The organism is Microcoleus sp. S13_B4 (assembly GCF_036700885.1).
Lineage (GTDB): Bacteria > Cyanobacteriota > Cyanobacteriia > Cyanobacteriales > Microcoleaceae > Microcoleus.
In genome coordinates, this window is record NZ_JAUBPU010000001.1 from 62,432 (window position 1) to 88,298 (window position 25,867).

Genomic DNA, 25,867 nt, shown 5'->3' on the forward strand with positions numbered 1-25,867 from the left:
AGCGACTAATGGTTCCTCGCCTTCCTCAGTCTTGTAGTGAAGCCGCGACAAATACCTCCCCTACTTTCGACCCAATTAGCAATTAGCAATTACGCAATAACCGTGACTACTCAAATAAAAACTGAATCAGACCTCACAAACTCTTCTCTGGGGCAGAGCAATCGCCAGATGATCGTGATTCTCGACTTCGGTTCGCAATATTCCGAACTGATTGCTCGTCGCATTCGCGAAACTCAAGTATATTCCGAAGTTATTTCTTACCGGACTACGGCAGAACAGTTAAAAGCTATCAATCCTAAAGGAATTATTCTTTCAGGAGGCCCGAGTTCTGTATACGATGAAAAAGCACCCCACTGCGACCCAGAAATTTGGAATTTGGGAATACCGGTGTTGGGAGTGTGTTACGGGATGCAGTTGATGGTAAAGCAGCTCGGAGGCACGGTTGAGCGCTCTAAATTAGCGGAATACGGCAAGGCATCGCTATTTATTGACGATCCTACGGATTTGCTGACAAATGTCGAAGAGGGCAGCACGATGTGGATGAGCCACGGAGACTCCTGTACTCAACTGCCGCCTGGTTTTGAGATCCTCGCTCACACGGACAATACTCCGTCTGCTGCTGTTGCTAACCACGAGAAAAATTTGTACGGGGTTCAGTTTCACCCAGAAGTAGTTCACTCGATCGGGGGAATAGCTTTAATTCGCAATTTTGTTTACCACATTTGCGAGTGCGAACCGACTTGGACGACAGCTACTTTTGTGGAGCAATCGATTCGCGAAATCCGAGAGCAAGTCGGAGAGAAACGAGTTTTGCTGGCTCTATCGGGCGGTGTAGATTCTTCTACTTTGGCTTTCTTGCTGCACAAGGCGATCGGCGACCAACTTACCTGTATGTTTATCGACCAAGGGTTTATGCGGAAGTATGAACCAGAACGGTTGGTAAAATTATTTAAAGAGCAATTCCACATTGATGTTGAGTATGTTAATGCTCGCGAACGCTTTTTAGCTCAACTTGAAGGGATTACCGATCCTGAAGTAAAACGCAAGCGGATTGGTCACGAATTTATCAACGTATTTGAAGAAGAATCGAAGCGTCTGGGCCCCTTCGACTACCTGGCACAAGGTACTCTTTATCCTGATGTGATTGAGTCGGCTGACACTAATGTAGACCCGAAAAGTGGCGAGCGAGTTGCTGTTAAAATTAAAAGCCACCACAACGTCGGCGGTTTGCCGAAAGATTTGCGATTTAAGTTGATTGAACCGCTGCGAAAACTGTTTAAGGATGAGGTGCGAAAAGTCGGCCGGTCGATCGGGCTTCCCGAAGAAATCGTGAACCGACAACCTTTCCCTGGCCCGGGATTGGCGATTCGGATTATAGGAGAAGTTACCGCAGAGAGACTAAATATTTTGCGGGATGCTGACTTCATTGTTCGCCAAGAAATTAACCGGCACGGATTGTACGGTGAACTTTGGCAAGCTTTTGCAGTTTTGCTGCCGATTCGCAGTGTAGGGGTGATGGGCGATCAGCGCACTTATGCTTACCCGGTCGTCTTGCGGTTTATTAAGAGTGAAGACGGGATGACGGCTGATTGGGCGCGGGTTCCTTACGATTTGTTGGAACTGATCTCGAATCGGATTGTGAATGAGGTAAAGGGGGTGAACCGGGTGGTTTACGATATTACTTCTAAGCCACCGGGAACGATCGAGTGGGAGTGATTTGTAGTTAGCGATTAAGTAGGCGGACTAATTTTTTTGTCTGTCTACTTATTTTGATTTTGGATAAAATGGCGATTCCCTAGGGGATAGCTACGCTTCACCGGCTTCAGGGGATGGGGAAGTGGGAAGGGCGATCGCTTTTATAGAGCCCATTTGACATATTTTACTGTCTTGAAGTAAAGTGACTGCAAAATTCGTATCCAGCAGTTATGCCATACTCTACCAGCCTCACAGACGAAGAGTGGATCATCCTCGAATCCTTACGGCCTCAGATATTACCAACTAAGAAGCAGACAAGACCGCCTAACTGGGCACAGCGAGAAATTTTGGATGGTATCTTCTATCAAGTCAAGAATCGCTGCAATGGGGAAGATTTGCCCTGCATACCTGCCCCCGTACTCGACGGTATATTGGTATTACAAACAGTGGCTGGCTTTTATGAGCGATCGATAAACTGATGAGTATCTTACACGCAAAGAATGGGGGAACAGGTTAAAAAAAGCCAAGTGGACAACGTTGCTGATCATCAACTCACTCATGGGTAAAAAACACCTGTAATGGCAGCGCTGAAGAGAAGGAATATTGTTTTACTTTCTCGGCTAATGGCATTAAAAGCCATAATACCGTTGATACCCGGGGCTTTCCCTTCTTTACTCATTGTACGTTCATCGAATGTATCGGATGATAGCGGTTGGTCAATTGATGTTGACTAAAAACAGTGATTATTTCAAGTCGAAACCCGTCAATATTCCCTTGCATCACCATTCTGCTAGACCAGTGGTATCACCCTGAACTTGTGAGGGAAGGATTAGAAAAGGTTTATTCCCCGATTATGACGAAAATCAGGTTGGAGCTTTACGCAAAAACATCAAAAAAGACAAGAAAGAATTAGGGAATTGTGGGTTTTTTCCGGTGGTGGTAAGGTAGGGGAATAGAACGGGCAAATGCTTGGATAGAGACCTGCAAAATCCTCGTCAGTAATTTTTAGATACCTCTGGTTGATGTGAGTGCCAAGGTTAATTTTTTTTTTATTACAAGACTTCGGACAGTTTTGGATAACCAACCCTAGAATATGGCTTTCAAGGCGATTAGGCAATAGAAATACCAATGAAAAATCAAGGGTTTCAGACTAGGAACTAAAAACTCTCCGGACTATTGTTATTAGGCTGCTGCTGATAAGGCTTGCAGCCGCTTATATCTCAAATGGGTTCTATAAACGTTCGCCAGTTGAGTTACGATAGCACTTTTTAACGTGCTTAGCTTAAACTCCACTCATGTTTTTCGAGGAAAAAGTTTTATTATAATTTAAGCGTACTCAGCAAACATTTTTTAGAGAGAAGTCTAATGATTAGAACAAGAATAACTCAAAGATATCAACGGCAACTGTTGACTTGTAGTTGGGTAGTATCTTTAGGTTTTTTACAGTTCTCACCTGCTGCTATAGGACAGGCAATTACTCCGGCTCCCGATGGCACAGGAACTGCAGTTAATGCCTCCGGCAATCAATTTAACATCAACGGGGGACAGCTCTCAAAAGACGGCACTAATCTCTTTCATAGCTTTCAGCAGTTTGGACTCAAAGACGGTCAAATTGTTAACTTTATTTCTAATCAGAATATCCGCAATATTTTAGGGCGAGTTGTGGGTGGCGATGCTTCTTATATTAACGGTTTAATTCAAGTAATAGGCGGTAATTCTAACTTATTTTTGATGAATCCGGCGGGGATTGTTTTTGGTTCCAACGCTCAACTGAACGTGCCTGGTTCATTCTGGGCAACGACAGCAACCGGAATCGGATTGGGCAACAATTGGTTTCAGGCAGTTGGCGTTAATGAATATGCGATGCTGATAGGAACGCCAAGCACTTTAAATTTTAGTAAAGCTCAGCCAGGGGCGATCGCAAATTTCGGTCAACTGCGCGTACCTAACGGGCAAACGCTAGCTTTAATAGGCGGAACAGTTTTCAGCCCCGGTACTTTGTCAGCACCTTCCGGGCAAATTGCGATCGCATCGGTGCCCGGAGAAAACTTAGTCCGCATTTCTCAAGCAGGCCATCTGCTGAGTTTAGAAATTTCCCCCTCTTCTAATCTAAATTCTGCTTATGTGCCGTTGAGTCCCCTCACCCTGTCCCAACTGCTGACAGGGGGTAGCAGCAATGCTACAGGCGTTACAGTTAATAGCGACGGAAGCGTACAGCTAACGAATTCAGACTTGCGGGTAGAAGCTGGCGATGTGGCCATCGGCGACACTGAGGCAACAGGTGCGAACCAAAATTTAGCAGTGTCTGCTCAAACGGCTACTGTGTCAGCCGCGCGTAACCTGACCCTAGTAAACAGGCAATTACAGATAGCCGGTGACTTGAAATTGCAAGCGGGGGAAGCTGTCCGCATTCGCGACAGCGCGGCTAATTCTTTTGTTACTGATGTGGGTGGAAACCTAACTGTGCAGGGCGATCGCCAAATAAACATCCAGGCTCACAATCACTCCCAAAGCTTACTGAGCGCTGGCGGCCGCATCACACTTACCAGTAACGGTACTGTATCCGGTGATGCCCTCTTTAGAGCTGGCAGCGATTTCTCAATTGCCACACTTCAAGGTAGCCCCGGCAACTTCGCAAGTTCAGGCGGTTCTACGATCGTCTCAGGCGGAAACGTCTCTTTTGGTAATTACACAGGCGCTTCTCTGGGAGTGCAAGCCAAAGGCGCGATCGCATCCGGTGATATCGCTATCAGTTCCGCATCTAGCGATCGACCGCAGTTGGTTTTAACGGCTGGCAACCTACCCACTCCCCTCACTGGAAACAGCACTCTAGCACCCGCCAGTTCTTCACCTGCCAGCATTCAAGTTGGCAACATCGCGATCGCAGGTTCAGTTTTTTTAGGCGCTGCAAACAGCATTCAAGCAGCATCGATTACTTCAAATGGCGGAGATATCGCCTTGGTAGCGTCCGGGGACATCGCAGCGGAAAACCTGGATACTTCAACTTTAACAACGAGCAATTCCGGCAATATTACCCTCTACAGCAGGGGGGGAAGCATCAATACGAGCGCCAGCACCTTGAACGCTTCCTCGATAGCCGGTAACGGTGGGTCAATTTTCCTATATGGGACAAACGCGATCGCCACCGGTGGAATTACAACCTCTAGCTTCCTTGGAAACGGAGGCAACGTCACCCTTTATGGAGAAGGCAACATCAGTGCAGGCAACATCGACACTGGCGGAATCGCGGCAGGCGAGATCAGCTTGCTTAGCAATCGAGGTGCGATCGACACCAGCGCCAGCACTCTGAGCGCGCTCGCTAGCAGCGGAGGTGGTAACATCTCTCTCAATGCTTACGGCAATATAGCAACGGGAAATATTGTCTCTAGCGGTGGCAACATTACCCTCATCAGTCAAGCAGGTGCGATCGGCGTCGGCGATCTCAACTCTGGCAGCGGCAGTACAGGTGGTGATGTCGGGCTTTTGGCATTTGGTAGCATTGCAGCCGGAAACATTGCCTCAAACGGTGGCAATATCAGCCTCAATAGCATCGGTCAAGATATTAGCAGCATCAGCGCTAGGAATTTTGATTCGAGTTCTAACAGAGGAGTGGGAGGTGCGATCGAACTCAAAGCTGCTGGGATTGATACTGCCGGTGATATCCTAACTGGAAATATAACCTCCGGTGGCGGTCGTATTTATGTGTCCAGCGAAGGTTACTTTAACGCAGGGAATAGTACCTTAAATTCCAGCTATAGCGGTGGAATTGGTGGCGAGATCGAAGTCAGCGCAGGACCTGTGACTCTTGGAAATGTCGTTTCTGGAGGTGGCTCGATTAACTTATTTATCCCAGGCAACCTCAACGTCAGCGGGGTAATAAATTCTAGTTCTAGCACGGGTAAAGGTGGCGCAATTCAGATTGAAGGTTCCAATGTTAGTGTCAGAGATATTATTTCTGGCGATAGCGGGATTGATTTTAGGAATCAGCCCCTAGACGGAATTACGCTTAACATTGGCACTAGACATCTCCAGATAAGTCAATTAAAGGCAAGCACGATCCCTTTTCCAAAAGAGTTTTTGCAAGAGTGGTTGTTTAGGGATATAGGCAATATTAAGGTTGATGCGGGCAATTTAACTGTGGGGAACATTACTTCTGGCGGGAGCCAGATTTTCCTTCACGGTTCATCGAGCATTAATCTCACCGGACAGAGAATAGATTCTAGCACCAGGACAGGCGTTGGCGGTAATATTCTACTACGCTCTAACCACGACATTACTATACCCGGTTTCATCCTCTCTGGAGGAGGCGACATTAACCTGCTCAGTGCTGGTGGCAGTATTAACGCCAAAAATAGCGTCCTTAACTCTGTTGCCCAAACGGGCATACCAGACGGAAACATCAATTTGCAAGCCTTAAGGGCGATCGCTCTCGGTACTGTCCTTGCCAATGAGGGTAGGATTCGCCTCGCGACTAGCAGCAATGACCCAAACAGCATCGATACCAGTGCCAGTCGGTTAATATCTCTGACAGAACCTACCCTTTTTCTGGGAAGTTCCCCGTTAACCCTTTGGCGAGGCCCCGGCTTTGGGGGTGGTGGGTTAGCGCCGTTAGTGCCGCCAGAACCACCTGCACTCGCTACACTCGCACCACCTGCGATTCAATTCCCTGCGATCGCACCTCTAGGCTTAGGTGTATCACAACCAAATCCTTCGCCTGCCTTAGCTCCCCCGCTGCCACCAGAAAGGGGCGTGCTACAACCATTAGAATTTCCTTCCGCTGGGTTAGGTCCCACGCTGCCGCCAGAAATGGGCGTGCCAGAACCATTACGTCTCCCAACCACCACAACACTCGTACCAACGCTTGCAAACTCAGATGCAATACCAACTGCAGCAGCCACTGTACCTGTCTCAGTGCAAGTCTCTAATACACAGCCAGGAAATCCTAATACCCTTGCCGCTCAACAATTGAGCCAGCTTAATGGGGATCGAAATCGCGAACCGCAAAACTTAGCAAGCCTGACACCTAGTGCTGCTCAATGCTTAACTGAGGAACAATTACTGGGGCAACAAGCAGGATTGCCTCTCCAGACTGCCCCAAAAGACTACAGCAAAGCTATCGCCTGCTACCAGCAGAATTTAGAGCTGGCGAGACTCTCCCGCGATCGCGCTAGGGAAGGCTACGCGCTCAACAATCTAGGCGCGACTTACTACGCGATCGGAGATTATGAAAAAGCAATTTCTTACCACCAGCAGCGCTTAGCACAAGCTGAATCCAGGGCCGATTTATTGGGAAAGGGACAAGCTTTTATTGGTTTGGGAGCTGCTTACGGCGCGATTGGCAATTATAAAAAAGCAATCGAATACTACGAGCAAAGTTTGGAAGTAGCGCATTCCCTAAAATCGGCTGATTTAGAAGCGAGTGTTCTGAGAAATTTGGGATTAGTTTACTATGCCCAAAAAGAGTATCAAAAGGCAGTTGAATATCAAGAGCAAAGTTTAGCGATCGCTAAACAGCAGCGCGATCGCCGAGGCGAAGCTCTTGCTTTGAGCAATTTGGGATTAGTACACTATTCCCTAACCGATTATGCCAAAGCAATTGATGAGCAGAAACAAAGTTTAGCGATCGCCTCAGCACTGGGCGATCGCTTCGTTCAAGGTCGTGCTCTAGAGAATTTAGGAATTGCTTACTATGCTGTCAAAAATTATCGTCAAGCGATTGAGTCTCACCAACAAAGTTTAGCCATTGCCAGAGAACTGAGCGATCGCCACGCTGAAGCCCGCGCACTCACAAATTTAGGTGATGCTTTATATAAAGCAAAACAACCAGCCGAAGCTATCAAAGCTTTAACTTCAGCCATTGAAATCTGGGAGTCTCTGCGGTCAAATTTAGGAAATAACGACCTCAATTTAGTTTCAATTTTTGAGACTCAAGAAACAACTTATAGTACGTTGCAAGAAGTGCTTGCCAACCAAAATCAGCATACTAAAGCGCTAGAAATAACAGAGCGAGGACGGGCGCAAGCTTTTGTTAGATTATTGACCAACCGTTTTTCTACCCAGTCAGCACAGGCTACCCTAAAGTCATCCGAAAGTCAAATAAAACCGCTCAACATCCAGGAAATTCAGCAAATCGCTAAACAACAAAATTCCACTTTAGTTTCTTACTCGATTATCAAAGAAGTTGTAGAAGCTGATGGTCAAAGAAAGCTGCAAGATTCAGAACTTTATATCTGGGTAATACAGCCGACCGGAAAAATTGACTTTCGTCGCATCACTTTGAAAGGTTTGGTTGAGGAAAAAACTTCATTAAAAGCCTTGATTACTGAAGGTCGTTGCTTCATCCCCAGTTGCCTGCGAAACAAGCAGCGCTCGCAACCAGCTACAGATCCCACCCCAACCCGGCCTATTGTCGAGCAACGATTTTTAAACCCGTCATTGCAAGAGCTTTATCAACTACTGATCGAACCAATTGCTGACCTTCTACCTCAAGATCCAGCGTCGCGAATTACCTTTATTCCTCATGAATCTTTGTTCTTAGTTCCCTTTGCCGCGTTGCAAGATACTTCGGGAAACTACTTGATAGAAAAACATACTATTTTAACAGCACCTTCAATTCAAGTGCTGTCTTTAACCAAGAAACAGCAACAGCTTGCTTCAGGAGAAGGTGCGCTAGTCGTTGGGAATCCTACCATGCCAAGTGTTGCCTTTACGACGAACCAACCTCCTCAACAACTGTCATCACTCCCACACTCTGAAGCCGAAGCGATCGCGATCGCTCAGATTTTGAATGCTGAACCGCTCACAGGCGACAAAGCGACAAAAGTAGCAGTTTTACAGCAAATAGAGCGATCGGGCATCGTGCATTTAGCAACTCACGGCATCCTGGATGACGTGGAGGGATTGGGGGTACCTGGAGTCATCGCACTTGCCCCAAGCAAGGATGACAGTGGTTTACTCACTGCTAGCGAAATTTTCAATTTGAGGTTGAATGCCGAACTCGTCGTTTTGAGTGCTTGCAATACGGGTCGCGGTCGTATTACAGGTGATGGCGTCATTGGTTTATCGCGCTCGTTTATTGCAGCAGGCGTTCCGAGTGTTGTAGTTTCTCTGTGGTCAGTATCTGACGAATCAACAGCCGAGTTGATGGCGGAATTTTATCGACAGATGCAGCTAACGCCTGATATTGCCCAAGCGCTGCGGAAGGCCATGCTGGTGACATTGGTCAAACATCCTAATCCTGTAGATTGGGCCGCTTTTACCCTCATTGGCGAAGCAGAGAAACGTTAACCCGGAAAAGCTGATTTCCTGTCGTCACGAGGTAGTTCTTCCTATGAAGGTCTGAAACTTTTGCACAGCAGGAAGTTCAGACTCGTGAAAGACGAAAATTATCACGGTGTGAGGGTCAAAGGGCGGAAGGTGGGTTGTAATTGTTCCACCGCTGCCTTGGTTTCAATGTTGTGACTTCGATCACTGGTAACACGGACTTGGTTCACCGAATATTTTCAGTATTATCACGGAAAAAAACCAGCACCATCACTTGCTCTTAAGAGAAACCACGAGATGATTAAGGTGTCGAGTTCAAAACAATCTCATGTCTCCAGTTAATCTTCTCCCCGGCGCTATCAACGAATTAATTGCCACTGTCACCGATACTCACCGCGTTACCAAAGCTGACCGCTACGGCATGATGGCCGCTATCCTCGATGAGTCCATCAGTGAAGAAGAACGTGGCTCACTCGATCGTCTGATTCGCTCCCTGGTCAAAGGTCGGGTTCAAGTCAGTGATGAACTCTCCATCGTCTCGTAAGCAGAAAGCTCGTTGAGAACTCGACACTCTACAACAGCTTTCGATTGGGAAAGTTTAGACCAGTCACTGATATTGCGATCGCCCTCTACCAGGATAGCTTTTTGTATAATGCACTTTTGACATAGACGATTAGCGTTCCCAACTTCATAAACATTATGACGGATACCATCCAGCATCTCATTGAGCCCCACATTCAAGATTTGGGTGGATTCCAAGCCCGCCGCCTGCTTCCCTCCGACGTTTTAGCACTGGTAGGCCCGTTCATCTTTTTTGACCATCTGGGCCCTGCGGTGTTTCCACCCGGCCGGGGCGTGGATGTCAGGCCGCATCCGCACATCAACTTAGCCACCGTCACCTACCTGTTTGAAGGGGTTTTGCTGCATCGTGATAGTGTGGGCAGCGTTCAAGAAATCCGTCCTGGTGCGGTGAACTGGATGACGGCAGGGCGAGGCATTGTCCACTCTGAACGCACGCCCGAGGACGATCGCAGCAAAGAAGCCATCCTGCATGGCATCCAAACCTGGATAGCCCTTCCCGATGAATACGAAGAAACCGACCCCTGGTTTCGGCATCATCCGGCTTCTGAGCTGCCTGTTTGGGAGGATGCAGGAGTTTCGTTCACCCTAATTGCGGGTGAGGCCTATGGTCGCACTTCCCCAGTTCAAATATTTTCACCCATGATTTATCTGGACGTGCAACTAACTGCTGGAAGAGAATTTACCTTACCGGGCCATTACAGTGAACAGGCGGTTTACAGCGTAACAGAGGGGCTTGTTATCGATGGAGTGCCTCTGGAACAACATCGGTTGGCAGTTCTCACTTCCGGCACTGAAGTAAACATTTCGGCTTCTGGCAACGCTCGTTGTATTGTGATTGGCGGTGAACCTGTTGGTGAGCGCTATAAGTGGTGGAATTTTGTTTCGAGTAGCCACTCGCGCATTGAGCAAGCTAAACTAGATTGGAGAGAGGGACGGTTTGCTCAGGTTCCTCAAGAGACCGAGTTTATTCCGTTGCCAGAAGAGCCACCTTCTCAAGCAGAGCAAGCGTTGTGAATAACCGCAGCGATTTAAATTAAAAAACAGTTTTTTGATTCAGAATTCGTCTTTTTTACCTGACGGGGTTGTCACCCCGTCAGATTGGTGGATTGACAGCCGGGACAAATCATAAATTTTTTTACTTGATTAGAGCTTTTGTTTATACCATAAATATGCAACGCTAATTAAGTAGGTGAGAATATTGTAAGGATGATTGATTAATTGTCCCTACAATTTTAAAATGGTAATTATATCAAGTCTGAGCGAGCGATCGCCATACCGCAGCGTATGGGGGGTTGACGAATATGTGCATTAGAAATCCGAGTGCGGGGTGAATCCGTCCCTAGAGGATTGGGATGCTTTCGTAACTATCGGCCTATATTCCGCTTCATTTGATCTAGTTCTTCGTCTGCTTCCCAGCGTTGAAACTTTTCTTCTAAAGGATCGGCCGCATTAAAACTATTATAATTTGAACTCTGATTCCAACCCTTTGTATCCCAATTCTGCTCTGTTTTAGTGGTAGTGCGAGTTGCAGCTTCTGCAGCTTTTGCTCGGACTTCTTTTCGCCGTACTTGAATTTGGCGGTACAGTTCTTTTGCTTTTTCAATCCGTTCTTTGCAGCCTTGCATTTGACCCCAGCGCTGATTTCCCTGACGCAGCAAAGCTGCTTGCCGCTCTTGGGCTGCTTGAGCTAAATCGAGCCTTTGAGCAGCTTTAGCTTTGTTGATGCGATCGTTCCAGCGCTGAATTTCTTGAGCAGCGGAGAGAATTTCGGCTTGCAGTTTTTTCTCTTGTTTTTGGATATCGAGAATCAGCCGCAGAGTGTCTTCTTCTTGTTCCTTCAGTTGTTCTTCTATTGCCTGCAATTCCAGATGGGGATTGCTACGCAAAAATTCTTCTAATCTGGTTTCTAGAAAGCGGCTGAAATCATCAAATAAGCCCATTTGTTATTAGTCCTATGTTATTAGTTATTGGTTATTTGTTGTTAGTTGTTAGTTTTTCGCAGTTGAGATTCCCCAGTGATTAATTTATTAGCTACTACCAACTGACAACTGACAACTGACAACTAACAACTGACAACTGACTAATTAAAATTTCTGGCCGACAAAAACCGATCGCACATCTCCTCCCTTGCGAATCACAGCTTCTTGATTTTTGATTTCTGCCAGCGTCCAACCGCTAGCGCCGATGCTTTCGCCTACATAAATTCTGCGGGCTACGCCGTCTACTTCAAACAAAGCAGCCGATCGATCGCCCAACTCCAAAATCCCTACCAACGTGTGCGCGGAAGTCGGGACGCTGCTGAGGGCGGGTGCGGATTGCTGGGGCGCGGGCGCCGATTGCTGGGCTGGGGGCGCTGGTGCCGGTTCGGTTTCGCGAGCCAAAATCTTTGGCTGGGGAGACTCCGAGGGGGAAGGGGAAGCAGCGAGGGGAGAGCGAGTGCCCGCAGCGGCGATCGCACGACCCGAGGCTGGAGCAGCAGGCGAGGGGGAAACAGCAGCCGTTTGAGGAGCAGCCGGAGCAGCCGGAGCCACAGTCACCTGAGCGGGGGGAGGGATGACTACGACTTGAGGTGTTGGTGCTCCCGGTTGCGAGGCAGCTTGTTCCAGGGCATTAGCAATGCGGTTGACTGCGGTCGAAAGACCTGCGGTTGCCGGCGGCGCGCCGGAAATTGGAATGCTCGGCAGCGTCCCTGGGGTGGGGGCTCCGGGAACTCCTGCAAGTTGGGGGTTAGCTTTGGGTGCTTTTTTTTGTTCGATCGCTTCTAGGGAGCGCTGCACGTATTCCACAAACGGGGTGTCTGGTGCTGTTTTGCCACTTGCTGCTGGTGTCTCTGGTGCGGGGGCAGCGGGCAAGCGCACGAGTCCCGACCTGCTTGCGAGCCACAACCCCATGACTAGCAGCAGCGACCCAAATGCTGCTCCCAGCAGGATTCTGTCGAATGATTGTTTGGACTGCTGTTTTTTGGCTGTTTCTAGGGCGACTTGGCGGGCGATCGCTTCTACGTCTTTTTCGTCCCGCTGCGGCTGGGGGGGTGCCAACTGCGACAAAACTATTTGAGGTACTGAGATCGACTTGAGCGCCACGAATTCTGGCTGCACGGGCTCGGATGGCAGTCCGCCGCTACCGTCGAATGCTCGATCGACTCCTTCAAACAGTTCGTCCATCAACTGATCGGCGTAGGACTCTACTGCCACTGCTTCGGCTGGCACTGTTTCCACCGTCGCCCTCACGGCGATCGGCTCTGACCCTGATTCCAAAGACATCTGTTTGGCGATTACTTTTTGAGGCATAGTTTTCTGTTTGCTCCCGCTCCTCGACAACCCTGAGATTCTCAACTTCAGACTTCTACAGGATACTTGTGATGTTTACCAATTCTTGGCTCCGAACAGGTCAATTGTATCTCACTCATCACCCTATTTTTAGTCCTCGGCCAACTTACTTTGCCCGATCGACTTTTTTTTACCTGTTTTGGGCCTTTTCGCCCTTGTTTTCTGCTGCCAGTCTTATTTGCTTACGCTGACTTTCCCTGCATATTTTACTGCTTTTGTCAACCCCTCCCTCCGGGCCTTCACAGTTTTTGACATACAGCTTTACTTGAGGCGATCACAAAAAAAGCGGGTTTTTTGCCGCTGTTTCCGATCGCCTTGCAGCTTTAACAATGATTTCAGACTTTTACTCTTCTTAAGTTTGTTGGTCTGTTTGCTTGAGAGTAGTCACAGGCGAGCCATTTTATAACTTTAATAGTACCTAGCTTCATCACACTTAGGTAATAAATTGTCAAAGGTTGCTAAATCGTCGGCTAAATAAGCATTATTCCTAATAGTTTTTCAACACTATTAGGAATATAAAAAATATTAAGTTGTGTCAACATATATTGGTTTCAACATGGAATTTTTTCACTCATAATTTGCCTAGCTCCTGTCATTGTGAGCAGGAGCTAAACACAACACTCGGACAACCCAAATTAACCCACCCGTTCGGCCAATTCCAACCAGCGCTCAGTCGCCCGATCGATCTGCTGCGTCAACTGAGCCAAGCGATCCGATAACTTTTTCACCTCTGTAAACCCGCTCGGAGCATTGTGAGACAACCTCTTCTCAATCTCTTGTTTCTCAGCTTCCATCTGCGGAATTTGGCTTTCTAGTTGTTCGTACTCCCGCTTATCATTGAAGGAAACTTTGGTAGATTTTTGAGTGGAGCTTTGGGATTTTGAATTATTAGATTCAGCGGTGCGTGTAAGTTTTTCTTTGTCTTTTTGTCCTTTGATTTCCTTAGCTTCTTCGGCTTTCTTGTAGTCTAAATACACCGAATAATTGCCGGGATACAAGCGCAAATTGCCGCCCGGTTCCAAGGCGAAAACCATGTCGATCGTGCGATCAAGAAAATAGCGATCGTGGGACACAACAATCACGCAGCCGTTAAAATCTTCGAGATAATCCTCCAAAACCGCCAAAGTCTGCACGTCCAGGTCGTTTGTCGGTTCATCCAAAATCAGCACGTTCGGCGCACTCATCAGCACTTTCAACAGAAATAACCGACGCTTTTCCCCGCCCGAAAGTTTGTTAATCGGTGCATACTGTTGGTTCGGTGGAAACAGAAACTTTTCCAACATTTGAGAGGCGGTAATGATTTCCCCATCCGCCGTTTGCACCAACTCGGCCACACTTTTCAAGTATTCAATAACTCGCTGGTCTTCGTTCGGCGTCAAATCCTCTGAATGCTGGTCAAAATAACCGATATGAATGGTTGTGCCAATTTCGACAGTACCCGAATCCGGCTGAATGCGTCCGGTGATGATATCCATCAGCGTCGATTTTCCCGCACCGTTGCAGCCAATAATTCCAATCCGGTCTTCGGGTGTGAAATTGTAGGTAAAATCTTTAATTAAAGTGCGATCGCCGTAAGCTTTACTGATATTCAGTAACTCAATCACCTTCTTACCAATCCGGCGGCCGGCTGTCGCAATTTCGACTTTGCCGTTGGCTGTTTTGAACTCCTGGGCTCGCATATCTTTAATGCGATCAATCCGAGCTTTTTGCTTGGTACTCCGCGCCTTCGGCCCGCGTTTGAGCCATTCCAATTCGCGCCGCAAGACACCCGCGTGTTTGCGAACTGTGCTGGCAGCCGATTCTTCAGCTAAGGCTTTTTTCTCCAAGTAATAAGCATAATTGCCAGCATAATTGTAAAGGTCGCCGCGATCGATCTCCAGGATGCGATTGGTAACGCGATCAAGAAAATAGCGATCGTGCGTAATCAGCAGCAAAGCACCGCGATAGCCGTTCAAATAGTTCTGCAACCACTCCACAGACAGCGCATCCAAGTGGTTTGTCGGTTCATCCATCAGCAACACATCGGGCTCGGACAACAAAGCCGTTGCTAAGGCAATTCGCTTGCGGTAGCCGCCGGACAAATCGGCAATTTTCGCATCAAAATCCTCAATCCCCAACTTGGTCAAAATCAATTTCGCCTTGGTTTCCAAGTCCCACGCATCCACCTCATCAATGCGTTCAGACACCGCAGACAGACGCGCCATCAACTTGTCTGTATCGCCTTTGCCGTGGGACAGTTGATCGGAAATTTCCTCGTATTCGCGCACTAAAGCCATTTGTTCGCCACTGTCGGCAAATACTTGCTCTAAGACAGTGTGATTTTCGTCTAAATCCGGCTGTTGGGGGAGATAGACAATTGTAGACCCTGGATTGACCCAGCGATCGCCAGAGTCGATCGACTCCATACCCGCAATCATTTTCAGCAGGGTTGATTTGCCGGAACCGTTTGTGCCGATGAGTCCGACTTTATCGCCTTCATCCAGGCTGAAACTGGCATCTGTCAAGAGTTCCTTGATGCCGAAGTCTTTTTTGATCGATCGCAGAGTAAAAATAGTCATGAGTATATAAAATCATTCACCTGACTTAGTTTAACTTAGTTCGATCCTTTCGGGTTGCAGGGATATGGTCTACAGAATATTTTATTAAATTGTAGTAAAAATGTACAAAGGTTTAGGTATAAAATTGTTTTGTACATAACTGCCTAAAGCTTAAATATCTGAAATGTATCTTCGTGAATGCCTGATTGAAAATGTTGGACCGATTACTGAACTCGATGTTTCCTTGAGTCTAGACCATGCAGGAAATCCTAAGCCGTTAATTTTGGTAGGTAAGAATGGAACAGGAAAAACCATTGTCTTAGCCTATATTCTTGATGCGCTAGCAGAGTTAGCGAAGCGGAAGTTTAGTGATATAGCTATAGGACAGCAGATGGGGCAAAGTCCATTTTTCAAAGTAACTAGCCGTGGAGATATCCGCTCTCTATCTGGAAGCAGTCTTAGTCTCCTAGAATTCTCCGATGCAGACAGTAATTTCTGTTATATAGAAAAAGTTGGACAAATTGATCCACAGGGCTACGCCCTGAAGATCAAAGAGCGATTTAAGCCAGTACAATACTGGCCAGAAAATGAACCATTTCATAAGGTAGTTACAGGGGATGAGAACCGGATTGAAACTTTTTTCCAAACCGGAACAGTCTGTTTTTTTCCATCCTCTCGCCATGAGCGCCCCCATTGGTTGAATGTTAGTGCTGTAGAGGAGCGACCTCTGTTTAGCAACAATCAACGGATATCAGGATTGCTTGAAAAACCGTTAATTGTTGAACGGGCTGCCGAAGATAATCAACAGTGGTTAATGGATGTTTTACTCGACTCGCTTGTAGATGGAGATTTTGTTGTAGGAGTCTCTACTACCCAACAATCTGCACCAATATACTTTCAAGCGCAGCCCAATATTCAGGACAAGTGGTGGCTCAAAGTAGGACGGCAGAATGTTGAGCAATTGCTTCGGGCAGTTCTTGAAGACGAAAACGCTCAAATGATTCTTAATTACCGAAACGCAGCATATGGACGGGTTGCTATTCGCTTTGGAAATGGTGTTATTGTCCCATCATTGATGCACCTTTCAGCGGGGCAGGCTTTACTTTTTAATCTTTTTGCTACGATTATCCGTTACGCAGATAGAGCAAATATTAAAAATAGTATTAATTTGAATGAAATTAAGGGGATTGTCTTGATCGATGAAATTGATGCTCATCTGCACACAGATTTACAGTACGAAATTCTTCCTAAGCTAGTTAAGCTATTTCCAAAAGTACAATTTATCATTACTTCGCACGCACCCCTTTTCCTACTTGGTATGGAGCGCGAGTTTGGTGCTGATGGTATTCAGATTTTGGAAATGCCTACAGGTAAGCAAATTAGTACCGAAAGATTTGAGGAGTTTTTGAAATCATTCGAGTTCTACCGTCAGACGCAGATTTTCGAGGATGCAGTTGAAGAGCAAGTGTTAGCAAGATCTAAACCTCTAGTTTTAACCGAGGGACAGACAGATGTTGATTATATCAAAACAGCCTTGGAATTGTTAGGGTATACAGATATTCTAGAGCAATTAGAAATAGATGAGGTTGGCAAGGCAGGAAAGGACGGTGCAAAAGGTGGCGGACACACCAACTTGGACGCTGCACGAAAATTTCTAGAGAATAATCAAAGCCGATTTGATCGACCAGTGTTGTTTCTTTATGACTGTGATACCAAGAAAAATCCTGAAAGTGTCGGCTCTCTCTTAATTCGTTGTGTGCCTCAGAATACTGAAAACACTTCTGTGACTAAAGGTATTGAGAATCTTCTGCCATTGGAGTTGTTCGAGGATAGATTTTATACAGAACGCAGAGATAATACAGGCATTGGAAGAGATAAAATCATTCCTGAATTGCAGAAAAAAGAATTGTGTGAATGGATTTGTCAAGAACGAAAAGAGCCAAAGGACTTTATTCATTTTGAGACACTCCTAGTACCAATTATTCAAGAATTTCTTTCCCATTTAAAAATTATTTCTGCACGCACGAGCGACACGCAAGGAACGTGAATACTATGAAAGTTGAGACATTGAAAAAGCGGTTGAATAGAAATCGTACCATGACATCGATCGCCATTCGTATTCCCGAAGATGCGATCAAAGATTTGAAGCGAGTTTCGCCATTACTTGGGTTGTCCGGTTATCAGCCATTAGTGCGTGCCTACATTGGACAAGGACTTCGATCCGATCTCGATCGCCTAGAAGAGGATACGATCTCTGCACTTATTGCCAGTTTGAAGCGTCACGGTGTGAGTGATGAAATCATTCAAGAGGCACTTGGTGAAATCATTCAGCATTAGCAAAGGTTGTTTGTTTTCAGCCGAGATTAGGCACGCAAAATGGTTGGCTTTGTTGGTAAGTGCAATCGGGGCATCACACCTCACTGCAACCGACCTTATGCTAAGTTATTTTTGGAATTAGAAGCGATCGCCCGCGCTAGCAAAAAAGGAGGATCTACAAAAATGGGTAAAGGCAGGTTAGAAGCATTCAGCGATGGTGTAATCGCCATTCTCATCACCATAATGGTGCTGGAATTGAAAGTGCCCCATGAAGCTGATTTAGCTGCGCTGCGTCCGCTAATCCCAGTATTTCTGAGCTATGTACTCAGTTTTATTTATCTGGGTATCTACTGGAACAACCACCATCACTTGTTACAGGCGGCTCGGCAGGTCAATGGTAATGTGTTGTGGGCTAATCTGCATCTGCTGTTCTGGTTGTCACTCATTCCCTTTGTCACTGGCTGGACAGGCGAGAACTACTTCGCCGCCTGGCCAGTTGCGCTTTATGGCACAGTGCTGTTGTTGGCTGCGATCGCTTACTTCATTCTTACTCGTGTTCTTATTTCTCACCACGGTAAAGATTCCACTCTGGCAATCGCACTTGGGCGAGACTTTAAGGGTAAAGTATCAGTGGTGATTTATGCCGTAGCAATCCTGCTTTCCTTTGTGAACTCATGGTTGGCTTTCATGCTGTATGTTTTAGTTGCGATAATGTGGCTGATCCCCGATCGGCGTATTGAGAAAACTCTGAATTCGTGAAGAAGATTCCACAAAAAGCCATCCCAGCCAGCTAACACTTCGCTTTACCAATTAACAAATTACAATTCATCAAGACGGACTTTTTGTTGAACCCGGTCAAGGTCGTTCTTACTACTTTGGTCAAGACCTCTATACCTTCAAGGCAGTTGGTGAAGAAACAGGGGAAACCTATGCGCTTGGTGAGGTAATTGTTACACCTGGTGGCGGTACGCCGACCCATCGGCACCACCGAGAAAATGAATCATTTTATGTTCAAGCTCGAAAGTTTCAACAATTGCTTTGCCCGTTTTACCCGTTGGGCGATCGAATATTGTTAGCGAGATGTGTCTATCAAATGCTTCAACAGATGGTTGAAATGAAATTGGCTCATGCCCAGCAATTGAGCTAAATCTGCAAGCTTAATATCTTGATTCAGATGTGAGTTGATGTACTCGGTTTGCGTTTCTGATTATATTGTGCTTCGCCAATGCGATCGCTATCTCTGGGATGCTTTTGGGAACTGGCATTGCAAGACATAGGTCGATTGTGCCTAGATAGCAATCACTTTTGAAGTCATTCTAGAAATATAAAGTTTTAATTTTAATAATTTTCCCTGACTTTAGTTAACTTGGTGTCCCACTTAAAAATTCAACAGACAGCAGCCACCAAGACCCGGGCTAGCAGTACGCACCTTACTTATATCTATAGACGGGTTGTTTCAACAATACCTTCTCTATCTTTAGAAATACATAAACCCGCCCTGATTTAACGCCACAAAAATAATGTTTTGAGTAAAAAGGGGGGGGTGGAAAGTACGAATGGAGATTGTAGGGTTTCCTTGCCTGTCGTTCTCAAGTGCGATCGCCGAAGATAAGAGTATAGAAATTAAACGGTTGGTTTTCACCCGCCCTTACACAAAATGAACTCACAACTAGAACAACAAGTAACAATTCTACAAGACGAAACAGCAGCGGCCGGGAATTCAGCCAACCCAACAGTTGAAACTCATGTATTCGCCTCAGAATTTGTAACAGAGGAAAAAGTCAGAGTGGAAGAATTTAAGATTAGCGCCGACAGTTTAATTGCTAAAGTCAAAGAACTAATTCAGCAAGGAAAACTCCGCCGCCTCGTCATCAAAAACTCGCAAGGGCGGACTTTGGCAGACATTCCGCTGATGGCGGGATTGGTAGGTGGCGTTGCAGGATCAGTAGTCTTTCCAATTGCTGCTGTACTTGCTACAGTTGGGGCAGTTGCGGCTCATTTGACTGTAGCCATCGAGCGCAAAGAATAGTCATTAGTAATTAAAAATCTTCTCTTCAAGTCCGCGAAGGCGGACTTTGTTTGTTTAGTAGCGATTTCAATCACCGAATGGTCTGATCAACGCAAATTCTCCGGTACTTTCGCCGCAGGTTGCTCTAAATAATTGTAAACAATCCGCGAAATTCGACGGACAAAATCTCTCACAATCGGGTCGTTGTAAGGACGTTTGACAAAAATTGCCGCTAAATAACGCTTCCCATTCGGCATATCTATAATTCCTGCATCGCCAACCACAAAGCCGATATCTCCGGTTTTGTCAGCAATCACGGCTCCCGCCCCTAAACCCGAAGGAAGCAGCGTTCTAGTTGTTGTATGTCGCAGTAATTCTAAAGCCTGTTCTCGACTCGATTCAGAAACTAATTTATCGCGAGACAGCATCGCCAGCAACTTTACCATATCCACAGAACTTGTGGTATTTGTTCCTTGAAAATCGCCGAGCCAATTGCGAATTCTGGTATCAGTTAATCCCCAACTGCGAAAACGCTCGTTGAGTTTAGCAATTCCCCCCAAACGTTCAATAATCATGTTGGTGGCTGTATTGTCGCTGATGGTAATCATTTTATCTACGGTTTCTCTGATGCTAAACCGAGTTCCATCAGGTTCGTCTTGCATAGTTCCGGAGCCGCTGGCAACTAAGTCGGACTTCATAACTAATGTTTCGTCGAGGCTAACTTTGCCTGCGTCTACATCTTGATAAAAAGCAATCAGAATTGGTAATTTGATGGTACTCGCGGCCGGAAATACTCGATCGCCCTTGATATCCAAATAGTTTCCTGTATCTAAATCCAGAAAAAACATTCCGGCGCTCAGGGATCTATACTGTTCGATCGCACTTTCGATTTGAGGCTTGATGGCTGTCATTTCCGAGCCTGTTGACACCGCCAAATCAGTGGAATAGTTTCTCTGATTTCCCAGCGAAACAGTGGGAGTAACTTGACCTGGTGCTTGTTCTACGCTGGTAATAGCTGTGGGTATAAAAGACTCGTTGCCGGCTATTTGCTCGGGATTTGGCAACTGAAATGACCAGCGCGTGGCAGATTCTCTAATGACTCGAACTTTTTGCGGGTCTAACTTATAACCGGGAGTTAATTGTATCACTAACCTGGTAGTTTCGGTGTCAAACTGCCCGACTCTAATTTGTTGAATAGCTGAGTTGTAGCTTTGAGGACTTTCGGGATACTCCAAGACTATTCCCGGTAAGTCAATTACTAAGCGGGTGGGATTGGCGATTAGTTTGACTTCCGGCTGAACTCCTGAATCCGTGGTTAAATTGAGTTGGTTTTCGCGGGCATCAAAGTGCCAAGATGTTAGTGTATCAGCTTTTGCGGGCAGGGCGATCGAGAAAAGACTAAGGGCGGCCGGCAACAGCCATCGCAGTTTAGGAGTCATGTTTGAAGAGAAAGAGTTTAAGGGCTGCAACGAGAAAGCGGCTGGAAAAACGTTTGCAACCGCTTTCGAGACGAAGCACCTAGCATCATACAGTCAACTCTTGCCCGCAGCCGTAATTTTTTTATTTTCTTTGAGAGTATTCCGTTTCCGGGACTGCTATCAAATCCGGTTCTATTACCCCTTTTTCTTCCAGTCTCGCGCAGGCCGACAAAACTTTGTACACGGGCGGATTCTCTTGGCAGAATTCTTGTTTTGTAGGCACAAATTTTATTCACCTGAGATGAATTCAAGTTAGGCGACTTCTCGATTTCTAGCATCTTCTAGCGAGTCAATCGCGGCTTTGAGAAAAACTTTTCCTTTAGCAACAAATCGGCGATCGCTCAAAGGATCGTAAGCTTCCCAATTACCGCTAACTTCGCGATCACGCCACAAAAACCAGCAGCGGTAGATTTCTCCGCTATCTATATCATCGCACAAAGCCAGCCAATCATCCCCCGTGAGAGCGCTGGCATCTAATGCTACCAATTCCACCCATGCAAGTGCAGTGCAGGCATCGATAGCCTCAGCGTCAACGGAGTCAGATTTGGTAGCTATAGGTTGTGGTGAGCACAGTGTAGACTTCATAATTTCTCCTTAATTCAATTAAATCAATCAATCAATGAATTGCCCTATTTATGGAACTGACCCGGTACGCCAAGTGGAAAAACTGTGTTTTGATAAATTTCTGGTTGGTCAAATTTACCAGCGGCTGATGCTTCTGTTAAATTATTAAGTGTATTAATGGTGAAAATGGCGGCGGTTCCCAAAGCGGCCATTGCCAGTCTGTGTAAGATTTTGCTCATTTGGCTGCTCCTTTTTTGCTTGGTGTATCTACTCTAAAAAGTTCAGTGGTCATTAGCGGCGGAGATTGGGGAGTTAAGAAAAACTTTTGATTCTAAAATAGATTCAACTGTTGAAGCCGTTATCAGGACAGAGTTTGAGGAGTCGATCGCCAAAAAAACCTCCCCAAGTAAAATCCCTTAAATTCCGGCTGGCTGATTATCTTCCTTAAAATCGCCTAAAATGGGTACTTAAGGCGTTAAACTTTCTAGATTCGTTCCCCTTTCACTGCAAGCGAAGTGCTCAAGTCAACACGCGATCGCGGTCGCATTCTCACTGCCTCTGGCTTAAAGAAACTTAACGAGGCGCTCCAAGAATGGTCTGACCGACATAACATTAGAGGTACTCTGACTGAAATCGAGGCCGAGTCTGGCGTCGGTGCCGATACAGTCAGCAAAATTAAGCAGGGTAGAGAAGGTGCGGATTTGAGTAAAATTCGCCAGTTGTTCGCGGCTTTTGAAATGACTCTGGCAAATGGCGACCATCGATCGGCTAAACTTGAGGAACCGGAAAATTTAGACGATCTGCACAATTTGGCGGGGGAAACAGCCACTAGCAGCAGAATTGTTAAAGTATTTGTCAGTTATCGCAGCGCCGAACCAGATCGAGAGTTGGGAAAACAGTTGGAAATAGCCTTAAGCGCGATCGGTCATACAGTTTTCACAGCAGAAAATAACATTAGATTAGGAGATAATTGGTTCGATCGCATTAATTTGTTCCTCCAAGAATGCGATTATTTGCTAATACTCTTGCCGCCAACAGGAAACCAAAGCGAACTACTAACATATCAAGTTCAGCAAGCCAAAGAACTGCAAGACTCCCGCCCTGATAGAAAACCAATAATTCTCCCCATCCGCGTCGGTTTTCCCCTGAACGCGCCTCTAAATCACGACTTGCGGGGCTATCTGTACCGCATCAAACAGAGGGAATGGAAAACCACCGCCGACACTCCAATTATTATCGAAGAGGTTCTGAATTTACTAGCAGAACAACCCGCACCCGTCATAGAAGAAACGGAAGATTTAACACAAAAACAGCTATTAGAAATTAGCAGCGACGAAATACCTCTACCCGCCGCTGAACCGGAATTACCGGGAGGACAAGTCGATGTGGCTTCTCAATTTTATGTAGAACGCCCGCCCATCGAAGAACGCTGCTATCAAACTATTGTGCAGCCCAGCGCGTTAATTAGAATCAAAGCACCGAGACAAATGGGCAAAACTTCCTTGATGGCCCGAATTTTGCATCACGGAACCCGTCAAGGCTATTGCACCGTGCCACTAACTTTTCAGTTAGTAGATAAAGCCGTATTCGCAAATTTAGATAAATTCTTAAAGTGGTTTTGCGCTTACGTCGGCCGCGAGTTGCACTTGCCAAATCAATTAGAAGATTATTGGGACGAAATTTTTGGCAGCAAAGTCAACTGCAAAGATTACTTTGAAAAATACATTTTACCGCAAATCGACAGTCCTCTAATTTTAGGATTAGACGAGATCGATCGCGTTTTCCAATATCCCGACATTGCCGAAGACTTTTTAGGACTGCTGCGGGCGTGGCATGAAGAATCAAAGCGGCGCGACATCTGGAAAAAACTGCGATTAATTGTAGTTCACTCCACCGAAGTTTACATCCCGATGAACATCAATCAATCGCCTTTCAACGTCGGACTGCCCGTAGATTTGCCCGAATTCAACTCTCAGCAAATACAAGATTTAGCAGCGCGCCATAACTTGAATTGGTCGGAGGCAGAAGTGGAGGAATTGATGGCCATTGTCGGCGGTCATCCGTATTTAGTGCGAGTTGCATTATATCACATTTCGCGCTCGGATTTGACACTCGATGAATTAAAAGAAACTGCGATCGCAGATGCGGGAATTTACAGCGACCATTTGCGCCGGCAGTTGTGGAATTTAGAAGAATATCCAGAGTTGGCGCAGGGGATGAGAGAGATTGTGGCGGCGGATTCTCCGGTGCAATTAAAGGCGATGCAGGCGTTTAAATTAGATAGTTTGGGGTTGGTAAAATTGCATGGTAACGAGTGCGTGCCGAGGTGCGAACTGTATCGACAATATTTTCGATCGCACTTGAGCGCGATCGTGTAAAATTTGGTGCGTAACTGCGGTAAGTAATAATCAGGTGAATGATACCCATGAACGATATTTTTTTGATAACATCAGATAATTGGCTAGATTGGATAACCGTGTTTGGTTATCTAGGTTTTACAGCTTTCATTGCATGGCGCGTGTTCACCACAAAGTAGATATATCATCAACTTACAGTATTCTTCTGTCTTGCTCGCGTCCTAGCGCTAACGCGCCTTCGCGGTTTGTTAAATAAATAGTAAAAAATGTAGACATTAAGACTAGGGTAAAACCCTAACTCCATTCACTATCTCAGACTGTAGTTAGATAGAATCCTCTCATAAATTTCATAATTCTCTCGATCGAAGCAGCAAAAAATTACTCTTTGAGAACCACCATTCTTTTGTATTTGTTCTGAGCATATCTTCACTGCAATCTCACCTGCTAGAGCTTTAGGATATTTGTAAATGCCGGTACTAATGCAAGGAAATGCCAAACTCTCTAACTCTTGATCTGCGGCGATTTGCATACACTTGCGGTAACACTCGGCCAGGAGTTCAGGTTCTCCATGATTACCTCCCCGCCATACTGGCCCTACTGTATGGATGATGAAGCGCGCCGGCAAGTTATATCTTTTAGTTAGTTTAGCATTTCCAGTCTTACATCCTCCAAGTAATCGGCATTCTTCAAAAAGTTCTGATCCTGCTGCTCTGTGTATTGCTCCATCTACTCCACCACCACCAAGTAAGCTGCTATTTGCAGCATTCACTATCGCATCAACTTTGAGTTTTGTGATGTCGCCCAAAATAACTTTCATATTATACAATAGTAAACTGTAGACAAGTTTAGCAAAGAAACTCGTTATCTAGTCTTGCGCTCTCAACTTTTGCAAAATCGGAATTTGTTGCAACTGTTCCTGCCGTATACTATCCCAGTTTAACCCAATAGGACGCGGATAACTTGTATTAGTCTCAATTACCTCCTCAGCAGTAACAATCCAATTCAGCGCCCAATCGTGAGCTTGCATTGGTAAACGCGAATCGGCGACTATTTGCAAAGGATGCACTGTTGTTACAATTGGCGTATCGATTTGTACTAACCCAAATTCTTGCAACATAGCCAATTCTAAATCGGCAAATCCTGCACCTTTCCCGGTTCTTCCACCGTTGGGGCCTGCGGCTACGCAGCCGACTATTACTAAATCAATCGGCTCCATTTCTGCAAAACTTACCAATTTTCCGCAAGCGAGTGCTTTACGGGCGATCGCACTTTCTGCAATTGATATATTTTGCCTCTGCAAATCCTCAGCAGTTAACTCAACAAAACAGCGCGTGCTTGTCAAGCGCGGTACTGCCATATACAGACGTTTTCCATCTTGCAAAGCTTGCATCCGCACCGGAATTTGCGCCGAATCTGGATTGCACTTAATCGTTTTTGCTTGTTGCCATATGGGTAAATTTGCCAATTTTTCGGCTGCCAACTCAACACCGACAAAGTTGGGAATATGGCCGAACGGATCGCCAATAGATGCGGCTTGGTGCTTCAGCAAAGACCAAATTTCAGCTCTTAACTTGTCTTTATCGTCGTTATATCCAGTCCAAGCAGTTTTCATACTGTAAAAAGAAGGAAGAAGTAAGAAGTAAGAAGGAAGAAGTAATAATGCTCATCTAGCATTTTTTTTAGCCCTTGCTATCTTACATTTAATTCAGGAAATTAATTAAATGTGGTAGAATGAGTC

General features: G+C 46.0%; 20 protein-coding genes. 10 read left to right on the plus strand and 10 right to left on the minus strand.

The genetic code is table 11. From position 1 onward, the window contains the following. The first annotated feature begins 102 nt into the window (after positions 1-102). The 5 genes from guaA (at position 103) to QT994_RS00290 (ending at position 10,554) form a co-directional block, all read left to right on the plus strand. Complete coding sequence (gene guaA, locus QT994_RS00270) at positions 103-1,716, plus strand: glutamine-hydrolyzing GMP synthase (RefSeq protein ID WP_333170736.1); 1,614 nt, start codon at positions 103-105, stop codon at positions 1,714-1,716. A gap of 209 nt (positions 1,717-1,925) precedes the next feature. Beyond that, on the plus strand, positions 1,926-2,174 hold the full coding sequence (locus QT994_RS00275) for a transposase (RefSeq protein ID WP_333170738.1): 249 nt from the start codon (positions 1,926-1,928) through the stop codon (positions 2,172-2,174). Positions 2,175-3,060: 886 nt separating this feature from the next. Then, positions 3,061-8,982, plus strand: a complete 5,922-nt coding sequence (locus tag QT994_RS00280) for a CHAT domain-containing protein (protein WP_333170740.1) — start codon at positions 3,061-3,063, stop codon at positions 8,980-8,982. A 304-nt stretch (positions 8,983-9,286) separates the two neighbouring features. Beyond that, positions 9,287-9,502: a hypothetical protein gene (locus QT994_RS00285; protein ID WP_333170743.1), complete on the plus strand. Its 216-nt coding sequence runs from the start codon at positions 9,287-9,289 to the stop codon at positions 9,500-9,502. A gap of 155 nt (positions 9,503-9,657) precedes the next feature. After that, positions 9,658-10,554, plus strand: coding sequence for a pirin family protein (locus QT994_RS00290; protein ID WP_333170745.1), 897 nt, complete (start codon positions 9,658-9,660; stop codon positions 10,552-10,554). A gap of 350 nt (positions 10,555-10,904) precedes the next feature. Here the strand turns inward: QT994_RS00290 and QT994_RS00295 are convergent, their stop codons facing one another. From QT994_RS00295 to QT994_RS00305, 3 genes are all read right to left on the minus strand, one after another. Then, on the minus strand, positions 10,905-11,480 hold the full coding sequence (locus QT994_RS00295) for a TIGR04376 family protein (protein WP_333048333.1): 576 nt from the start codon (positions 11,478-11,480) through the stop codon (positions 10,905-10,907). 144 nt (positions 11,481-11,624) lie between these two features. After that, on the minus strand, positions 11,625-12,830 hold the full coding sequence (locus tag QT994_RS00300) for a hypothetical protein (RefSeq protein WP_333170748.1): 1,206 nt from the start codon (positions 12,828-12,830) through the stop codon (positions 11,625-11,627). A 674-nt stretch (positions 12,831-13,504) separates the two neighbouring features. Continuing rightward, positions 13,505-15,427, minus strand: a complete 1,923-nt coding sequence (locus QT994_RS00305; protein ID WP_333170750.1) for an ABC-F family ATP-binding cassette domain-containing protein — start codon at positions 15,425-15,427, stop codon at positions 13,505-13,507. A gap of 163 nt (positions 15,428-15,590) precedes the next feature. Between QT994_RS00305 and QT994_RS00310 the strand changes: the two genes are divergently transcribed. Genes QT994_RS00310 through QT994_RS00320 form a run of 3 tightly spaced genes read left to right on the plus strand, consistent with a single transcriptional unit; the run spans position 15,591 to position 18,481 of the window. Further along, on the plus strand, positions 15,591-17,453 hold the full coding sequence (locus QT994_RS00310) for an AAA family ATPase (protein WP_333170753.1): 1,863 nt from the start codon (positions 15,591-15,593) through the stop codon (positions 17,451-17,453). Between the two features lie 5 nt (positions 17,454-17,458). Next, the gene (locus tag QT994_RS00315) at positions 17,459-17,743 is read left to right on the plus strand and encodes a hypothetical protein (protein ID WP_333170756.1); all 285 of its coding nucleotides are present in this window, start codon (positions 17,459-17,461) and stop codon (positions 17,741-17,743) included. A 39-nt stretch (positions 17,744-17,782) separates the two neighbouring features. Then, positions 17,783-18,481: a TMEM175 family protein gene (locus QT994_RS00320; RefSeq protein WP_333170758.1), complete on the plus strand. Its 699-nt coding sequence runs from the start codon at positions 17,783-17,785 to the stop codon at positions 18,479-18,481. Between the two features lie 313 nt (positions 18,482-18,794). Here QT994_RS00320 and QT994_RS27725 read toward each other — a convergent pair whose 3' ends face one another. Beyond that, positions 18,795-18,860 carry a hypothetical protein gene (locus QT994_RS27725; protein WP_445243857.1) on the minus strand — a complete coding sequence of 22 codons (66 nt, stop codon included), beginning with the start codon at positions 18,858-18,860 and terminating at the stop codon, positions 18,795-18,797. Positions 18,861-19,379: 519 nt separating this feature from the next. Between QT994_RS27725 and QT994_RS00325 the strand changes: the two genes are divergently transcribed. Next, positions 19,380-19,751, plus strand: a complete 372-nt coding sequence (locus QT994_RS00325) for a DUF4342 domain-containing protein (RefSeq protein ID WP_333170760.1) — start codon at positions 19,380-19,382, stop codon at positions 19,749-19,751. Positions 19,752-19,837: 86 nt separating this feature from the next. On the opposite strand, the gene QT994_RS00330 is transcribed toward QT994_RS00325, so the two are convergent. From QT994_RS00330 to QT994_RS00345, 4 genes are all read right to left on the minus strand, one after another. Beyond that, positions 19,838-21,169, minus strand: a complete 1,332-nt coding sequence (locus tag QT994_RS00330; protein WP_333170763.1) for a serine hydrolase — start codon at positions 21,167-21,169, stop codon at positions 19,838-19,840. A 121-nt stretch (positions 21,170-21,290) separates the two neighbouring features. Beyond that, positions 21,291-21,431 (minus strand): hypothetical protein, encoded by a 141-nt coding sequence (locus QT994_RS00335; protein ID WP_333049703.1) that lies wholly within the window; start codon positions 21,429-21,431, stop codon positions 21,291-21,293. A 29-nt stretch (positions 21,432-21,460) separates the two neighbouring features. Beyond that, complete coding sequence (locus QT994_RS00340) at positions 21,461-21,793, minus strand: hypothetical protein (protein ID WP_006633666.1); 333 nt, start codon at positions 21,791-21,793, stop codon at positions 21,461-21,463. A gap of 44 nt (positions 21,794-21,837) precedes the next feature. Further along, a complete protein-coding gene (locus tag QT994_RS00345) occupies positions 21,838-22,011 on the minus strand; it encodes a hypothetical protein (RefSeq protein ID WP_006633667.1) in 174 nt (57 codons plus the stop codon). Positions 22,012-22,287: 276 nt separating this feature from the next. Here QT994_RS00345 and QT994_RS00350 point away from each other — a divergent pair, with 276 nt between their 5' ends. Next, entirely contained in the window at positions 22,288-24,150 is a 1,863-nt protein-coding gene (locus QT994_RS00350; protein WP_333170765.1) for an AAA-like domain-containing protein, read from the plus strand. A gap of 286 nt (positions 24,151-24,436) precedes the next feature. Here QT994_RS00350 and QT994_RS00355 read toward each other — a convergent pair whose 3' ends face one another. After that, positions 24,437-24,946 carry an O-acetyl-ADP-ribose deacetylase gene (locus QT994_RS00355; protein WP_333170767.1) on the minus strand — a complete coding sequence of 170 codons (510 nt, stop codon included), beginning with the start codon at positions 24,944-24,946 and terminating at the stop codon, positions 24,437-24,439. Between the two features lie 48 nt (positions 24,947-24,994). Further along, positions 24,995-25,741, minus strand: a complete 747-nt coding sequence (locus tag QT994_RS00360; protein WP_333170771.1) for a 5-formyltetrahydrofolate cyclo-ligase — start codon at positions 25,739-25,741, stop codon at positions 24,995-24,997. Between the last annotated feature and the right edge of the window lie 126 nt (positions 25,742-25,867).

Excerpts from the sequence above, each read along its gene's own strand:
- QT994_RS00320 (WP_333170758.1), top strand. The coding sequence starts at position 17,783 with ATGGTTGGCTTTGTTGGTAAGTGCAATCGGGGCATCACACCTCACTGC.
- QT994_RS00330 (WP_333170763.1), bottom strand. The coding sequence starts at position 21,169 with ATGACTCCTAAACTGCGATGGCTGTTGCCGGCCGCCCTTAGTCTTTTC.
- QT994_RS00325 (WP_333170760.1), top strand. The coding sequence starts at position 19,380 with ATGAACTCACAACTAGAACAACAAGTAACAATTCTACAAGACGAAACA.
- QT994_RS00310 (WP_333170753.1), top strand. The coding sequence starts at position 15,591 with ATGTATCTTCGTGAATGCCTGATTGAAAATGTTGGACCGATTACTGAA.
- QT994_RS00305 (WP_333170750.1), bottom strand. The coding sequence starts at position 15,427 with ATGACTATTTTTACTCTGCGATCGATCAAAAAAGACTTCGGCATCAAG.
- QT994_RS00290 (WP_333170745.1), top strand. The coding sequence starts at position 9,658 with ATGACGGATACCATCCAGCATCTCATTGAGCCCCACATTCAAGATTTG.
- QT994_RS00280 (WP_333170740.1), top strand. The coding sequence starts at position 3,061 with ATGATTAGAACAAGAATAACTCAAAGATATCAACGGCAACTGTTGACT.
- QT994_RS00275 (WP_333170738.1), top strand. The coding sequence starts at position 1,926 with ATGCCATACTCTACCAGCCTCACAGACGAAGAGTGGATCATCCTCGAA.
- QT994_RS00295 (WP_333048333.1), bottom strand. The coding sequence starts at position 11,480 with ATGGGCTTATTTGATGATTTCAGCCGCTTTCTAGAAACCAGATTAGAA.
- QT994_RS00340 (WP_006633666.1), bottom strand. The coding sequence starts at position 21,793 with ATGAAGTCTACACTGTGCTCACCACAACCTATAGCTACCAAATCTGAC.
- QT994_RS00345 (WP_006633667.1), bottom strand. The coding sequence starts at position 22,011 with ATGAGCAAAATCTTACACAGACTGGCAATGGCCGCTTTGGGAACCGCC.
- QT994_RS00300 (WP_333170748.1), bottom strand. The coding sequence starts at position 12,830 with ATGCCTCAAAAAGTAATCGCCAAACAGATGTCTTTGGAATCAGGGTCA.
- QT994_RS00315 (WP_333170756.1), top strand. The coding sequence starts at position 17,459 with ATGAAAGTTGAGACATTGAAAAAGCGGTTGAATAGAAATCGTACCATG.
- QT994_RS00355 (WP_333170767.1), bottom strand. The coding sequence starts at position 24,946 with ATGAAAGTTATTTTGGGCGACATCACAAAACTCAAAGTTGATGCGATA.
- QT994_RS00285 (WP_333170743.1), top strand. The coding sequence starts at position 9,287 with ATGTCTCCAGTTAATCTTCTCCCCGGCGCTATCAACGAATTAATTGCC.
- QT994_RS00360 (WP_333170771.1), bottom strand. The coding sequence starts at position 25,741 with ATGAAAACTGCTTGGACTGGATATAACGACGATAAAGACAAGTTAAGA.